The organism is Marinilactibacillus sp. GCM10026970 (assembly GCF_042660675.1).
Lineage (GTDB): Bacteria > Bacillota > Bacilli > Lactobacillales > Carnobacteriaceae_A > Marinilactibacillus.
In genome coordinates, this window is record NZ_JBHSUL010000027.1 from 36594 (window position 1) to 53435 (window position 16842).

Sequence of the window (16842 nt, forward strand, 5' to 3'; positions counted from 1 at the left end):
GAACGATTCCCTAACTTAAAAGGGAATCGTTCTTTTCTTATAAAGCTTTATCGTCTACTTGATCTAATTCTACTTCAATCGCTTTGATCACATCACTTAACGACCCTTCTTCAAACGGTGAGCGAAGCTTAGCTGTTTCAATGATTTCTAAGAAACTTTGCGTTCCACCAACACGGCAAATTTCCATGTAATCGTTCCAGGCATCTTTATCTTGATCTATCAACGAACGCTTCCAGAATTGGAGTGCACAAACTTGCGCTAGCGTATAATCAATATAATAAAATGGTGATTCAAAGATATGTCCTTGACGATACCAAAAAGTTCCTTTGTCAAGGAAGGCACTATCAGAAAAATCTCTTTCAGGTAGATAGTCTTTTTCTAACTTTCTCCAAGTTGCTTTTCTTTCTTCTATACTCATTTCAGGATGTTCATAAACTTCATGTTGGAAGTGATCGACTAATACACCATACGGTAAAAAGCGCAGTGCTCCACTTAAATGGTCAAACTTATACTTCTCTGTCTGATCCTTAAAGAAGAGTTCCATCCAAGGATAAGTGAAAAATTCCATACTCATTGAATGGATCTCACAACTTTCATAAGTTGGAAAGACGATTTCTGGTTGCTTGATCCAACGAGATTCAAATACTTGGAATGCATGCCCTGCTTCATGAGTCAGAACATCGATATCTCCAGAAGTACCATTGAAGTTCGCAAAGATAAACGGTGAGTCATAATCAGGTATATACGTACAATACCCACCACTGGCTTTTCCTTCTTTTGAAAGTAAATCAACGAGTTCTTTGTCAAACATAAAGTCGATAAATGTACCCGTTTCTTCCGATAACTCATGATACATCTTTTTCCCTTGTTCAATAATATAATTTGGATCCCCTTGAGGAATTGGATTCCCATCCAAGAATTGAAGGGGTGTATCATAATGTTTCATGTCTGAAATTCCAATACGCTCTGCTTGCCTTTGAGCCAGTTTCGTTGTGACCGGTACAACATAATCAAGTACTTGTTTTCGGTAAACTTCCACCATATCGCGGTTATAGTCATATCTCTTCATTCTCACATAAGCCAACTCAACAAAATCTTTAAAGCCTAAAGTTTTTGCAATTTGGTCTCTGACTTTCACCAATTGATCATAAAGTTCATCAAGTTTGGCTTCATTTTCTTCAAAAAAGCTCCACTGTGCATCAGTTGCCGACTTTCTAACATCTCTATCTGTATCCTGTAAATATGGTCCAAATTGAGAAAGGTTCAGTTTTTTGCCATCATATTCAACATTTGCAGAAGCAATCAGTTTTTGATAATCACTACTTAACTGGTTTTCTTTTTGAAGTAGTGTGATAGCAGACGCATCGAAAGCATCTAATTCGTATTGCATATTTTGAATAAAGGTTTTTGGAAAATGTGTTTTTAGCTGTTCGTAAAAACCAGATTCTGTCACGGCTTTATAGAAACGTGTATCTACTTCTTGGAACAAAGGTAGATGTTCGTTCCAAAAATGATCCTCTTCTTCATAATAAGCATCTTTCGTATCGATCGAGTAACGAATAGATGCAATGTTTATCATCGTTTCGAGCGTCGACATTTGTTCAGACATTTTCTGGATCGATTCTATAACACTTTCTAGTGCTTCTGCTTGTTCTAAGGTTTCAATGATTGTGTTTGCTTTTTCTTTATAAGCTTCAAAATCTGGTCGTTCATAAGTATAATCTGTAAATTTCAAGTTTTTTCTCCCCCAACAAAAAAATTATGTTTACAAAAATAGTATAGCACAGTCAGAATTTGAAAGATGCCTAATAATCTTATCTTTATTCATCATTCAGCTTAATTTTACATTGATTTGTTATGAAATAAAATTTCATATAAATAATATATAAAGTGAAAAGGATTTTTATTGATTTTCTCGAGTAATCTGATACGATAAGGTCATAGAAACCGTTACATAAAATTTACACAAGGAGGCGTTAATCGTGGTAAAACATGATGAGAAAAAACTTGCTCAAGAAATTTACGAGCAAATTGGCGGAACAAGTAATGTGCATTCATTGATCAACTGTATGACTCGAGTAAGGGTCGATATAAAAGATCCAAGTAAAGTGAACGATGATAAGGTAAAGCAGATTAATGGTGTACTTGGAACTGTAGAAGAAGATACGTATCAGATCATTTTAGGCCCTGGACTAGCTGCTAAAGTAGCCAATGAAATGGGGGACATTGCAAACTTAGCTGTTGGAGAAGAAGATACCCCTTCTGAGGACCAGGCATTGTTTTCCAAAGATACAGACAACCTGGACCAATTGGCTGCCGAAAACAAAGCCGCTCACAAAAATAAACATAATCCTCAGACCCCTCTCAAAAAGGTTTTACGTTCCATAGCAAGTATATTTATTCCTTTAATTCCCGCATTTGTTGGAGCAGGAATTATTGGCGGTATCGCCTCTGTCTTTTCTAATTTATTAAGAGCTGAAGTGATATCGGGAGAAAACTGGCAGTATTTTGTATTGGTTGCAGGTATTATTCAGCAAGGGTTATTTGGATATTTAAATATATATGTAGGAATCAATGCAGCTAAAGTATTTAAAGCTACTGAAGGATTAGGCGGTATTATCGGTGGGGTCGTTTACCTGACCGGTATGATACCTGAAATGCCCTTACCCAATATCTTTACGGGAGAACCCTTAACACCTAATCAAGGCGGTATCATCGGCGTTATTCTAGCTGTATGGATTCTTTCATTATTAGAAAGACAATTACGTAAAGTTGTTCCTAATTCAATTGATATTATTGTGACACCTACGATTTCTTTACTTGTCGTCGGTTTGGCTACGATATTTCTGATTATGCCATTAGCTGGTTTCGTGTCGGCAAATCTTGTTGGTATGATAAATTGGATCCTCGGTGTCGGCGGTGCATTTGCTGGTTTTGTATTAGGATCACTCTTCTTGCCAATGGTTATGTTCGGCTTACATCAAGTATTAACACCGATTCATGTGACCATGATCGAACAGACCGGTTCTACGCAACTCTTACCTATACTGGCAATGGCTGGTGCGGGCCAGGTAGGTGCAGCATTTGCCATACTTGTACGTGCACGTAAAAACAAACAACTGACTACAATGATCAAAGGTGCGTTACCGGTTGGTATTCTTGGAATCGGAGAACCACTAATTTACGCAGTAACCCTTCCGCTCGGTAAACCATTTATCACCGCTTGTATTGGCGGTGGTATTGGCGGTGCCGTCATTGGGCTATTCGGTGGTGTTGGTGCAAGTGCCATCGGTCCAAGTGGTGTGGCACTCATCCCATTAATTGTGAACAATCTTTGGTGGGCTTATGTGTTAGGATTACTAGCAGCTTATGCTGGTGGATTTGTTGCAACTTATTTCTTTGGCATTCCAAAAGACGCCATGGAACCTTCTGTCGTTTCTTTATAAAAATCCACAAAACGGCAGTATTCTCAACTTGAATACTGCCGTTTTTATGTGCTTAAATCTAAGCGCTTCTGTAAAGTAAGCCTTTATTTGTGTTAAACTATAAGGACCGACAAGCAAAATACTCATCATTCACATAGGAAAAAAGGAGTGAACGAATTGGACTTGAATCAGAACCTCAACTTATCTCAACGACAACAACTCAGTCCTATCCTACTACAGAAAATTCAGATACTCAACTTTAACCAAGATGAATTAATCGCATATTTGAATTCAAAAGCACTTGAAAATCCGTTTATAGAAGTTAAGCTTCCTCGTACTCTCTCTGAAGTGACTCCAGTTGATCAAGATATGGGCTGGATACCTGATAACCGTAAAAGTTTAAGAGATCACTTAATAGAACAAGTTTTACTCACTTATAGAGATACATTGATTCGAGAAATGATTTTCTGGTGGATCAATCAGTTAGACCAAAAAGGATACTCTACAAAATCGATTGAAGAAGCTGTTGAAGAAACGAAAACCGATAAAACTTTATTGTTGGATGCACTGGTTTTACTTCAACAACTTGAACCAGCCGGAATCGCTGCTCGTTCTCTACAGGAATCTTTGATGCTCCAAACTGAACGTGATCATACTGCTCCAGAAACAGCGTATATCATTCTAGAAGAATCTTTTCAGGATTTAGCGGACCGCAAATGGAAATGGATTGCAGATAGATATAGGATTTCTCTCCAAGAAGTCCAATCTGTTTTCGATTATATTAAACGATTAGATCCTTCTCCCGGTGAGCAGTTTCAAAGTGATTTGGATACCACCATCAGGCCGGACTTGATTGTTCAAATTAAAAATCAACATTTGATCATCAAAGAAGCAAAACTAAACACACCTGTCTTATCTTTTGATCAAGACTATGTATCCGGACTAAACGACCATAGTGATAAAGAAGTCCACTCTTATATCAAAGATAAGAAACAAGAATATCAGAATTTGCAAGAGAGTTTGAAACAGCGAAATGAAACCATTTTGCGTGTGGGTACTGCTATCGTAAACAGACAAAAAGCTTTCTTTTTTGATAAAACGAGTCCGCTTCAGTCTCTTCAGCTTAGTGAATTGGCTAAAGAATTGGATTTACATGAATCTACAATCAGCAGAACAATCAATGGTAAGTATATCCAGACTGACTTTGGAACATACGAATTTAAGTTCTTTCTATCCAGAAAGCTTCAAAACGAAGGAGCCGATTCCCTATCGACGCATTCTGTTCAACAGAAACTACAAAACCTGATTGCAAATGAAAATAAAGAAAAACCATTATCCGATCAAAAACTCGTCGATCTACTTGCTGAAGATGACATTACGATTTCCAGAAGAGCTGTTACAAAATATCGTAAACAGCTTAATATTCCCGCTTCTTCTAAACGAAAACGATTTGATTCATAAAAAATGCGGTCCATTCTCAAATTGAGAATGGACCGCATTTTATTTTTAGAAATTATTGTCCAAAGATACCAACAACAAATCCAAGAATACCAATTGCAAATAATCCAAAGATAATTGTGATTGGACTAACTTTCTTGCGAAGCAACCACACACAGCCTAGAGTTAATAGTAATGGTGCGATACCTGGTAATAACTGATCTAATGTGTTTTGAAGAGTCGTTACTTCTACAGGAGAAGTACTTAAACCACTACGAACATTTTCAGCGAAGTCTCTTAATACGTCTCCAGAAACTTCACCATTATTGAAGCGATCTGCTAATTCCCCGAAGTTGATGACGTTAGCTGGATCTAATTCAACTTCACTTAATACCAACGGGAAGTTCATTGTAGTCCATCTTGGAACAAGAATACCCATGATAAACATACCGAGAACCGAAGCGCCTTGAGTCAATTTCTGCATCAAGCCACCGCTTAAGTTTTGAGTGATGTTACCACCTTGTACATACCCTAATTCTTGTGTGTACCAGATGAATCCCATACGTAGTATATTCCAAACTAAGAAGAAAATGATTGGTCCTAACCAGTTACCACCTAAAGCTAATGAAGCTGCAAATGCTCCTAATACCGGACGAATGGTTGCCCAGAAAATTGGATCTCCAACACCTGCTAGAGGACCCATCATACCAATCTTAACCCCTTGAATCGCTGCATTATCGATATCTCTACCTGCAGCTTTTTCTTCTTCAAGTGTTAACGTTACACCTAAAATTGGTGAAGACAAGTAAGGGTGAGTATTAAAGAATTCCAAGTGACGTTTTAAAGCTTGTGCTCTATCTTCTTTTGAAGTGTATAATTTTTTCAAAGCTGGAATCATTGCGTATGCCCAACCGATGTTTTGCATACGTTCAAAGTTCCATGAAGCTTGAAGGAATTGGCTTCTCCAGGCTACGTGCATACGCTCTTTTTTATTTAATTTGTATTTACTGTTTTCAATATTATCTGCCATGTTTTTCATCGCTCCTTTTCTAGTAGTCGTTCAAGATATCATCTAGAGGATCTCCACCACCGGAATTTCCTCCGCCACCGCCACCTCGATTAAATTCAGGAGCGAATTGGACATATAGTAAAGCTAATACAGTTCCGATAATACCCATTGCGATTAAATTCAATTCAGAAATTGCAGAAAGTGCAAAACCGAGTGCAAAGAAAATCCATACTTTAGGAGTCGCCATCATATTGATAACCATTGCATAACCTACTGCAACAATAAATCCACCACCGACAGCCATACCACCTGTTAACCATTCTGGTATTGCTTGAAGAGTCCCTGTAACAAGTGCAGCTGGAACTGCAATAATTAGTGCAGCCGGGATTGCGATACGCAAACCTTGAAGAACAAGTGCACCTAAATGTAATAGTTCAACGCTTCTAAATGATCCTTCTCTTGCTTTGTTATCTGCAGCATGCGCGATTGCAACTGTCGCTGTACGAACAAAGATTGTTAAAACTTGTCCAGCAATTGCCAACGGAATTGCTAATGCGATACCTTCAGAAACACTTGCGCCACGCATAGTAACTAAAATAGCTGAAGCAATAGATGCTAATGCAGCATCTGGAGCAACTGCTGCTCCAATATTCATCCATGCTAGAGCGATAAACTGAAGCGAACCACCTAACAGAAGACCTTGAGCCGGTTGCCCAGTTGCTAATCCAATTAATGTACAAGCAATAATCGGTTGATGAAATTGGAACTCATCTAAGATTCCTTCGACTCCGGCAATAAATGCGATTAATAATACTAATACTATAGATACAATACCCATGATTATTCTTTACCTCCTTAGTTTTAAACCGTTCTCGTCATTTTAGATTTTTTCAATAATTCCCACATGTTCTTGCGTTGATCAGCCGGTACTTTACGTACATCGAACTTAATACCATGTTCTTTTAATTTCTCAAAAGCGTCCACGTCTTTTTGATCGACTGAAAGTACATTGTTGATCATGACCTTACCTTCAGAGTGTGCCATAGATCCTACGTTCACTTCTTCAAGCTCTACGCCGCCTTCAACAGCTCTTACAACATCTGTCGGGTTTTCAAACAATAGTAGTGCTTTTGTTTTACCAAAACGAGGGTCTTTGAAGACTTCAATCATTTTATCAACTGGAACCACATTTGCTTTTACTCCTGGTGGTGCTGCTTGTGTGATCAGCGATTTTCTAAGATCATCTTGAGCCACATCATCAGAAACAACAATAATACGAGTTGGATTAACATCTTTTGACCAAGCTGTCGCAACTTGTCCATGTAACAGACGTGAATCAATACGTGCAAGTCCAATCTTGATTTTACCGTCTCCTACAACAGTACCTTCGGGAAGTGCTTGATTTGGCTCACTGTTTCCATTTGCACTTGCACCTGATGTTGCTGGCTGCAATTCTTCCGGTCTAACTTTTACGCTATCTTGTGCAACACCGATAATTGCTGAAGCAATTTCGTGCGCTGACTCCATTGAGAATCTAGACGTATACGCTTCGATAACCATTGGTAAATTCATGCCGGCAACGATTGCCCATTTTTCTTTGTTCTCTTCGAATAAAGTATTCGCCTGGTTAAATGGTGTTCCTCCCCATAAATCGACGATAAACAAAATTTCGTCTGTATCAAATGAAGCAATTGCTTTTTCCATTTTTCTACGAATATCGTCTGGTCCTTCACTCGGCATAAGTGTAACTGCTGCTACATTTTCTTGTTCTCCGATGATCATTGACCCAGATTGCAATATTCCTTCTGCAAACTCTCCGTGGCTTGCTAGGATGATTCCTACCATTGAGTTCCCTCCTACCTATAGCGATTGGTAGTTCCGCTATATATTTTTTAGTTTCATTGAGCAATCGATTAAATCGATCAATACAAATCCACTTTTTATATTTTGAACACGGTTTATACACTATAATACTGTCTTCTCAAGTGTTATGAGAATTCGGATTGTGAAACAAGATCAATCTACTTTCTTCAGAACTTCAATTAAATTCTGTTTACGATCACTGGGAACTTTTCTGATTTCCAGCTCAATTCCTTGAAGATTCAAAAACTTGAACGCTTCGATATCCTGATCGTCAACTGAGATAAAGTTGGTAATCATCTTCTTGCCTTGTGAAAACTTCATTCCACCAATATTGACTGTATCAAGATAAATACCCGCCTTGACTAGTTTTGCCACATCTGCCGGATTTGTAAATAAGAGCATCACTTTTACGTTTTCTAATAAGATATGATCCGATACTTCGATGAGCTTTTCAACTGTCATAACATTCGTTTTCACTTCAGGTGGTGCGGCTTGCTTGAGTAAAAACTTTCTCAACTCACTACTAGCCACTTCGTCGCTGACAACAAGAATTCTGCTGATACCCGTTATTCTGGTCCAGGTAGTTACAACTTGTCCATGAACCAACCGATCATCGATTCGGGCTAATCTGACATCCATCATCCAATTTCACCCTCCATTTTCGATCTGATGGCATCCTCCTTTCAGTTTGTCACTTGTGAATGGATATTCTCAAACGCCCCTCTAGAATTAGAGTGGTGAATTTAAATAATCCACTGACTGATTATCTGTGCTCACTTAACTATAAGCAAGAAGCGTGCCAACTTTTTAAAACAGAAAATAGCGGTTTAACAAGCTTTGCTTCGATACACTAAAAAAACACACTAACAATACAACTTGTCAGTGTGTTTTAAGTGTTTTATTTAATCTTCAAATATCTCATCGATCTGATTGTCTTTTTCAGTATTTAAATGACTTTCAATGTAATGATATAGATAATAGTATTCATTAAGACTGATCTTTACGTTCAATTGTTGTTCCAGCTTCCCAACAATATTTTTTACAGACGTATAGAGCTCATGCTGCTGTATTTCATCTGCATCTACGTCAATCGTCAGTGCTTCATTTAAAACTGATCGCTCCAAGACACCTGCTAAATGCATGATCAAGTTGATATTGAAAGCATATTGATCTTTTGTTCCATTAGAAAGTGTGTAGAATTCTTGAGCAAATGACCAAAGTGGATCAATGACTTTTGACGGATTGATGAAAGTGAAACTCTCTTCAATAAAATTTTGACACAATCTTCTAGCGCTGTCTTCGTCTAATTCTGGTTTAAGATAAGCATGATTGTTTTTAGAAACAAGATCATTTAAAACAACGGCTACATCACGCTCAATAAATTGTTCTAGTGGGATAAATGGCGCATCAAGCTTGGGGTTCATGATTCCGGTAGTCGCAATAATAGCGTAATTTTTCTTCAATTCTTCTTTTCGTTCTTTCAGTTCCGCTACAGAGCACGCTACAACAGATAAGTCGATTTCAAAGTTATGGTCAATCGCACCTTCTACGAGTTCTTTGATTTTCTGAGCCGTTCCTTCTCCGCTTGCGCAAACTGCAAGAATGACTTGAGGTTTCATTTTCGCTAAATCAAACTCAATCGGCTTCGTTTTGACTGTATCTACATATCCTCTAAATATTTTCAAAGAATCGTACAATGTATTCAAATCTGTGTCGACTAGCGAGGCTTTCCTAACAGCTTCTAAAACAACCGCTGTTGAGACCATGTCTATCGTTTTAACGGCGACGCCTGTTTCTTCTGTTAATTTATCTCCAAAAGTAAACAAGGAACCCATATCCACTAGTAATAATACACCATTTCCTTCATCTACTTCTGTAACCGCCTGTTTTACTCGTTCATAAGCTGTTTGAGGAGGCATATCCAATGGCATATCAATCGCGAGTAATTTTTCGATATCTAGTAACTCTTCAACAACGCTTGCCATACTACTCGCAGTAGACTGACCGTGTGTTGCTACAACAATCCCGACTTTTCCTTTAGCTTGTTCGTCTTTCAAAGAAACCAATAAGACGGTTAAATAGTAAATTTCATTATCTGGAATAGAAACAGAGAGTTCTTTTGAAATGATTTCTCGGATTTCTTTAGCTACCTCATATTCTTCTGGAAAATCAATGGCCATCTCTTTAATATTGTGATTAATACTGCGCTCTTCTCCTAAATAAATTTTTTTCAGAAAAGAACTAATATGCAAGCTCATGGCATAGATAAAATTCTGCTGAAACTCAGGACCCAATCTTTTTTTAACCAAATCATAAAGTATTCGAGTCAGTTGAATCACTTCCACGTTTACAAATTCAGCTAACTTAGATTCCGTATTAAATGAAAATCCGTGATTTCGATAATACGACTTCAAGTGAACATTAATGTCTGTTGAAATGTAATGGTTAATGGATTCCTGATCTAATCCTTCCGCTTTCAAAAGCGCCGCTTTGTCACCGATAATGTCATAAAGATTATACGGCAATTCATAAGCATCGGCCTTCATCTTAACAAAGGATTCATTTGGAGAAACCGTGATAACTGGTTCTAAAAACTTCGATAATTCCGTTTGACCTTTACGATCTGAAGATAACTGCACTAGACCAGATTTAATCCCATCAGGCAAGTCGATTACCGTTAAGTTCACTTCATCCTTGTGCATTTGATGCATGAAACCTCTAGCACACACTAATTGAATATTAGATTTCAATTGCCCAACGTTCCCGTAGCCAACGCTTGCAATCAGTGCTTTTATCACATCTTCTGTTAGACTAATCCTTCTTTGAATACGGTTTGCTTCAATTCCTGCCATGAGTTTCACTAAGTCGATTTGTTCATTAGCTGGTCGATGTTTGAATGATGGAAGATGGATATTTATAGGTATCCTTCTCATAAATGTGTCCAGTAAAGTTGATCCAGGATCTTCTGTTGTCGCGCTGACTATTCTGACCTCAGCTCCCCTAGCCTTACCGGTTTCACCCATTCGGCTATACGTACCATGGTCCATGAAATAGAAAATCATTTCCTGACCTTCAGGTGGAAGTCTATGGATTTCATCTAAGAAAAGCATACTTCCGTCAGCTTGTTGAATCAAACCTTCCTTATCTGCAACAGCACCTGTAAAGGCACCTTTGGAATAACCAAATAAATGACTCATTAATAATTCTGGATTGTGTGCATAATCTGCACAGTTAAAAACAATGAGCTCTTTTGAAGCGTCCACCATTCCATTTGATTGAGCAAATCGGAACATAGCATGCGCGAAAAAAGTTTTACCTGAGCCAGTGGGACCAGTTATCAGTGTATTTAACCCTTTGGGTGGGTAGAGTACAGCCGCTTTGGCTTGCTCTACCGCATTCTTCATACTCCCGTTTGCACCAATTGTTGTTTCAAATATATCTTCTTCTGATGAGAAAGAAAAATTATGGATGCCTGTTTCTGATCTCGTTACAGGTTGTCTGGTTTCCTTATAACTAGAGACATATTTTGTAAGTGGTTTGTGCCTCATGAGTTTAATATCAATATATTTTACAGGACGTCCTTCTATTTTATATAACTGGCCTTCTCGAACCAGTGCATTTAAATCTTTTGAAACATTGCTCCGCAAGATATCCAATGAGTCTGAAAGTTGCTGAGTGGTTACACCTTGTTTTAACTCGAGTTCTTTCTTAGTGTATCCTTTAGTTTGTTCTAAAACATATTCAAGTATACGCTCTTTTCTTTTCATGATAGGCTCCTTTTCAAGTTTTTTCTCTACTTGAAACTTCAAAAACAGTATACACTAGAAAACACACAAACAAAACACACTATAGAAGAAAAAACATAAGTCTTTATGCTCTTTCTCTTATAGTGTGTTCGTTTTATTCAAAATGTTACTTACTGCTCATTCTTCTATTCCACTACTGATTGGAAAAATGATTTCAATAAAAAGAGTGTAGAGAGAAAAAAGGGCCACACCTTTTCTCTCTCTATCACCCGGTAAGGGATACCCGTAAATGATATACTTGTCGTTGAGGATCAGACGACAGAGGTATAGTCTTATATTAGAACGGGACTGGATCAGATAAATGATTCTTTCAATCCCTAACACTTTGAAACAATGAATGAAAAGAGAAGAGGAGAGAATGCAAATAAGAAAGTTCCTCTCTTTCCATTACAATTAGAACTATAAAGCAAGTATGTGAAATAGTCAACAATATATTTAAAAAATTAATTAAAAAAACTACATTCTAATCTCAAAATCTTTATACAAAAGGGGAATATATAGAACATTGTTAATTATTCATCTGCTTAACTTTCACATTCACAGCATTCTAAGCGCTCATTTGTATATATTACTTGGGCATTTTTCTATTATTTGATGTCTTTACTTTCTTCATAAATCGAAATCGCTCGTTTACGAGCAGTTGAATGATTTACAATAGGTGCCGGATAATCTTCTCCAATGATTACACCACAAGCTTCTTGTTCTTCTTTACTCATTTTCTCTGGAGCATGAATATATTTATCTTTCACGGATTTGAGTTCAGGTACAAACTCTCTTATAAAATCGCCAGATTTGTCATATTTTTCAGATTGAGTCGCTGGATTGAATATTCTAAAATAAGGAACAGCATCTGTTCCAGTCGAAGCTGCCCATTGCCATCCACCGATGTTATTGCATGGATCGTAATCAGTCAACATCTTCTGGAAATACTTTTCTCCCCGGCGCCAGTCAATCAATAAGTCCTTTGTTAAAAAAGAAGCCGTAATCATTCTTAAACGGTTGTGCATCCACCCTAACGAACTTAGTTGTCTCATCGCTGCATCCACTATCGGATAACCGGTTTTTCCTTGAACCCACTTTTCAAATTGTTCTTCATCATTATCCCACTGAATATGAGAAAACTGTTCTTTGATAGGCTGTTCTTTTTGGTTAGGATTTCCTACATAAATCATATGGTAAAAATCTCGCCAGCAAAGTTCTTTTAAAAAAGTTTGCTGACTTTTGTTACTCGCTTCTGCTTGTACAGCGGCCCAAAGGGTACGAATACTGAGTTCACCTAATCGCATATGTTGAGATAATCGGCTCGTTTTATCCTCATCAGGATAGTCTCTTCCGTCTTTATAGTCATCTAATCTTTCTTCTATGAATATCTTCAACTGCTCTTTTGCTGCCTGGGTCCCTGGTTTATAATTGATATCTAGCTCTGCCTCTTCAACCATCTTTTCCAGTTTTTCCTCATTATCAGCGTACAAAACTTCCTTCATGACCTTATTTTGGTCTATCTTTACTTTCATTGGAGTGGGTTTGTCTAGTTCAATCCATTTATTGTAATAAGGGGTAAATACTTTATACAAATCACCTGAATTGTTATGGACTTCATCTGCACCATGCAAGTAATGATCCATATAAGAATGAACAGAGATATCGTTCTCCTTGAAAAAAGTTCTCATCAAGTCGTCGCGCTTTTTCCCGTATCCTTTTTCATCTTGATTAAAATAAACATCGGACCAATCGGGTACGTCTTCTTTTAACTTTTGAAAACTATCTTTTACATTTCCATGCAATATTTGTAGATGCATGCCCTGTTGTTCAATTTCTTTTTTCAAATGAAGCACACTTGTAAAGAAAGCCGCATGATTCATGCTATCTTTTAGAAACTGTTCCGGATTGATTTGAAACAATAATATGAGCTCTTCTGACTTTTCAAATGCTTGCGATAAAGCAATATTGTCTTCTAATCGTAAATCTCTTCGAAACCACATTACGGATACCATATTCCACTCTCCTTAATACACTTAGAATAAAAGTATGACACAATTTATTTTTAGATACAATTATTAAATCCCCAATGTTATTTATATTAATAGATAGGACAAAATAAAAAACCACCTTATTCAGTGTGTCGGTTCTGTATAACCGATACTGTATAAGGCAGTTCATTCATCGTCTATTAAAGGATAGAAACTAAGTCTTCCACAATTTTCACAGGTTTTGTTGTTGGAGCGTATCTGTTAATGACCTCTCCGTTTGAATCAATTAAAAACTTTGTATAATTCCATTTGATCATTTTATTTCCAGTCTTTTCTTTTAAATGTTTGAATAATGGGTGTGCATCTCCGCCATTGACATTCACCTTATCAAACATTGGAAAAGTTACGTCATAATTTAATTGGCAAAATTCAGCAATTTCTCCACTCTCAAGCGGTTCCTGGTTCATAAATTGATTACAAGGAAATCCTAGCACGACAAATCCTCTGTCTTTATAAGATTGATATAATTCTTCAAGATCTTTTAATTGAGAAGCCAGTCCGCATTTGCTAGCCGTATTAACGATTAGCATCGGTTTACCTGTGTAATTAGAAAGCTCTACATCTTTGCCTTCTAAATCTTTTACCGTGAAATCTGCTATAGTCATTCAATTTCAATCCTTTCTCATTCTTATAAAATTAGGTAGAAAATATAACTTATCTTTTAAGCTCAAATCTTACCTCAATGCCATTAGGGTCTAATACAGACAGAACTTCATGAGCATCTTCTAATACAAGTATACCATGGATTTCAATAATTTGTTTCAATTTTTCAAGAGATTCTATAGAAGACAGTACTACTGAATAAGATTCCAAACCTAGATCTTCTTTTGATAACGCAGGCAAATGTTTACCCATCCAAATATTTGTACCAATATGGTGATGGTATCCTCCCGCTGAAAAGAATCTCGCTTGATCTCCATATTGATCGGTTAAATCAAAACCTACTTGCTGATAGAAATTCTGTGTTTCGTCTAAATCGATGACCGACAAGTGAATATGACCAATCGTTGTTTTTTCTGGAAACTTTTCAATCAAAGCAGACTGGTCTCTACTTTCAATTACACCATCTGCATCCATTTCAATTGTGATACCAGCGATTCTTCCATCTTCTCGAACATCCCAATCACTTTTTGGTTTATCACGATAAATTTCAATTCCATTGCCTTCTGGATCTTGCAAGTAGATGGCTTCGCTATATCCATGATCTGAAGCGCCATCAATCGGAATTTTTTTCACAAGTAGTCTGTAAAGTGTGTCGCCTAGATCTTTACGACTGGGTAATAAAAATGCTGTATGAAATAATCCAGCCGCTCTTCTATCTACTACGTTTTGAATTGTTTTTAATATCAATAATGGCTGCTTAGAACCACGAACACCTAATTTCACTTTTTCTTCTGATGCTTCCAAAACTTCTAAGCCTAGAGTCTGATAATATTCAGATAGGCGATCTAGATTTCTTACTTTTAACGTAACCGATCCGATACTAGCTTTTTGATCCAATTTGTATGATGCATTCATAAATAGTCCCCTTAACTTACTTTTTATAAGTTCATTTTCATTCATCATACACTTCTTATCATTGATTTTCCACTACTTTTTAAAGGTTCTCTTACGTTCTTTCATTTTTTGTATTCTTGCGAGTCTTGGCCGATTATATCTTTGAATAATAATAAAAGGTAGATTAATCGTTAAGGCATATAAAACATTCAGCCAGGCTGCCCAAAGCGGATTCCATAAAAAAAATAACGGCACCGGCAATAAAATCATCCAATGCGTCAATTCTGCTCTTTTTGTCTCTAAAATAAATTTAGGATAATCCACTTGGCTCTTAGCAGCTAAGTGCTTTTTCTTGTACCCCAATCCAAATAAAGAAGCTCCATCTGGCAAACGGTCTTTCCATTCTTTGACACCTGTTTTTCGCTCCCAAAATTCACCTTCATCTTCCCACGCATACGATTTAAACAATTTTTTTAAGAAAGGATGATTGCTGAACGTCAAATCTGATACTTTAAGTAATCCGACTGAGACACCAAAATGGATGATAAACCACGCTACACCGTTTACGACTATCAGAATTAATATTTGACTCATTGTTTCATCCTTTCTTATACATTTATTTTACGGTCTCTCCAAGAAACAGCATGTAGTACGTTAACTTGAATATACGACCAAGTAAATACCGCCACAAAAGCACTCAGTACAACAGGATAAATCAAAAATAACCAGCTCGGAAATTTACCAACTTTTCCAGCAAGCCAAATAAATTGGCAAGCATAACAAACATACATAAAAACACTGATCCCTGTCCAGATAGGAGATGTTATCCAGAAAGACATTATTAGTAAGATTGCAGCAATATATCCACCTGTTATCCATAAGCTGATAGCGGACATGACCGATGGATGTGTGTTGCTTGAACCGTTCGCGACACTTTTGGACCACCCCTGAAGCCACTGCTTGGGGCCTTCTGGATACATCCGATAAGAGAAAATACCTTTCCCGCCATAATTATGAATTGGCAGGTTGTTTTCCTGAAAGACTTTTGCTAGTTCAATATTATCCATGTAAGAATCTAGTGTTTTCTCATGACCACCTGTTTGTTCATATTCTTTGGATGAACACATTAAAAATGGTCCGAACGCGCCTCCAGTTTCAAACCGTTCTTTTAAAAGTGTAAAGGCATTTAGTCCTGCTACGACAATCACATTAAGTGGTGCTGAAAAGTGCTCATACAGTCTTTTTGTTCGATGATATGGCTGTATGGTAAATAATCCCGATGCATCCTTTTCTTGAAAAGACTGACAGATTGATTCTAAACTATTCTCATGATCAAAGGTCGTGTCGGCATCTATAAACATTAGCCATTCCCCTGTCGCATCTTTAGCTCCTCTAGAGCAAGCTGCCGTTTTACCAACGAGTTGCGGATCATCAATCGCTTGATCTCTTTGCTTGATTTTGACATCATATCTCGAAAGAACTTCGACGGTTCGATCCGTTGAGTCGTCATCTACTACGATGATCTCTTTCGGCTTTAAAGATTGAGCAAAAAGAGAATCTAGTAAATGCGGAATATTATCTTCTTCATTTCTAACAGGAATAATAATAGAGATTGCTGGAAAACGCCCTCTTTCGCCTTTAGACCTTTCGATATAAGGAAAGTTCCAGAGGATAAAAAATCCACTAAAAACTGCGACTAAAACAACGAAGACACTCATAATCAATAATAGGTACATGTAATTCTCCTAACTGAACCTTTTGAACGCTAAACTTAT

13 protein-coding genes are annotated in these 16842 nt (G+C 37.2%); 2 read left to right on the forward strand and 11 right to left on the reverse strand.

Going from position 1 to position 16842, the window contains the following annotated elements; genetic code table 11:
• Window positions 1-37: 37 nt before the first annotated feature.
• Window positions 38-1735: a M3 family oligoendopeptidase gene (locus ACFP65_RS07520; protein ID WP_379917314.1), complete on the reverse strand. Its 1698-nt coding sequence runs from the start codon at window positions 1733-1735 to the stop codon at window positions 38-40.
• A gap of 247 nt (window positions 1736-1982) precedes the next feature.
• On the opposite strand from ACFP65_RS07520, the gene ACFP65_RS07525 reads away from it, so the two are divergent.
• Both ACFP65_RS07525 and rpoN read left to right on the forward strand, forming a co-directional pair.
• Complete coding sequence (locus tag ACFP65_RS07525) at window positions 1983-3446, forward strand: PTS transporter subunit EIIC (RefSeq protein WP_379917316.1); 1464 nt, start codon at window positions 1983-1985, stop codon at window positions 3444-3446.
• 147 nt (window positions 3447-3593) lie between these two features.
• Complete coding sequence (rpoN, locus tag ACFP65_RS07530; protein ID WP_379917318.1) at window positions 3594-4886, forward strand: RNA polymerase factor sigma-54; 1293 nt, start codon at window positions 3594-3596, stop codon at window positions 4884-4886.
• Window positions 4887-4938: 52 nt separating this feature from the next.
• Here rpoN and ACFP65_RS07535 read toward each other — a convergent pair whose 3' ends face one another.
• The 10 genes from ACFP65_RS07535 to ACFP65_RS07580 all read right to left on the reverse strand — a co-directional run bounded on the left by ACFP65_RS07535 (window position 4939) and on the right by ACFP65_RS07580 (window position 16803).
• Window positions 4939-5892, reverse strand: a complete 954-nt coding sequence (locus ACFP65_RS07535; RefSeq protein WP_379917320.1) for a PTS system mannose/fructose/sorbose family transporter subunit IID — start codon at window positions 5890-5892, stop codon at window positions 4939-4941.
• 19 nt (window positions 5893-5911) lie between these two features.
• Window positions 5912-6709 (reverse strand): PTS mannose/fructose/sorbose transporter subunit IIC, encoded by a 798-nt coding sequence (locus tag ACFP65_RS07540; protein WP_379917322.1) that lies wholly within the window; start codon window positions 6707-6709, stop codon window positions 5912-5914.
• 23 nt (window positions 6710-6732) lie between these two features.
• Window positions 6733-7716 (reverse strand): mannose/fructose/sorbose PTS transporter subunit IIB, encoded by a 984-nt coding sequence (locus ACFP65_RS07545; protein ID WP_379917324.1) that lies wholly within the window; start codon window positions 7714-7716, stop codon window positions 6733-6735.
• A gap of 171 nt (window positions 7717-7887) precedes the next feature.
• Entirely contained in the window at window positions 7888-8373 is a 486-nt protein-coding gene (locus tag ACFP65_RS07550) for a mannose/fructose/sorbose PTS transporter subunit IIB (RefSeq protein WP_379917836.1), read from the reverse strand.
• Between the two features lie 263 nt (window positions 8374-8636).
• Window positions 8637-11504, reverse strand: coding sequence for a sigma-54-dependent transcriptional regulator (locus ACFP65_RS07555; protein ID WP_379917837.1), 2868 nt, complete (start codon window positions 11502-11504; stop codon window positions 8637-8639).
• A gap of 623 nt (window positions 11505-12127) precedes the next feature.
• Window positions 12128-13534 (reverse strand): cryptochrome/photolyase family protein, encoded by a 1407-nt coding sequence (locus ACFP65_RS07560; protein ID WP_379917326.1) that lies wholly within the window; start codon window positions 13532-13534, stop codon window positions 12128-12130.
• Between the two features lie 176 nt (window positions 13535-13710).
• A complete protein-coding gene (locus tag ACFP65_RS07565) occupies window positions 13711-14175 on the reverse strand; it encodes a glutathione peroxidase (protein WP_379917328.1) in 465 nt (154 codons plus the stop codon).
• 49 nt (window positions 14176-14224) lie between these two features.
• Window positions 14225-15088 carry a VOC family protein gene (locus ACFP65_RS07570; protein WP_379917330.1) on the reverse strand — a complete coding sequence of 288 codons (864 nt, stop codon included), beginning with the start codon at window positions 15086-15088 and terminating at the stop codon, window positions 14225-14227.
• A gap of 72 nt (window positions 15089-15160) precedes the next feature.
• Window positions 15161-15661 (reverse strand): glycosyl-4,4'-diaponeurosporenoate acyltransferase, encoded by a 501-nt coding sequence (locus ACFP65_RS07575; RefSeq protein ID WP_379917332.1) that lies wholly within the window; start codon window positions 15659-15661, stop codon window positions 15161-15163.
• A 14-nt stretch (window positions 15662-15675) separates the two neighbouring features.
• The gene (locus ACFP65_RS07580) at window positions 15676-16803 is read right to left on the reverse strand and encodes a glycosyltransferase (RefSeq protein WP_379917334.1); all 1128 of its coding nucleotides are present in this window, start codon (window positions 16801-16803) and stop codon (window positions 15676-15678) included.
• Window positions 16804-16842: the final 39 nt, after the last annotated feature.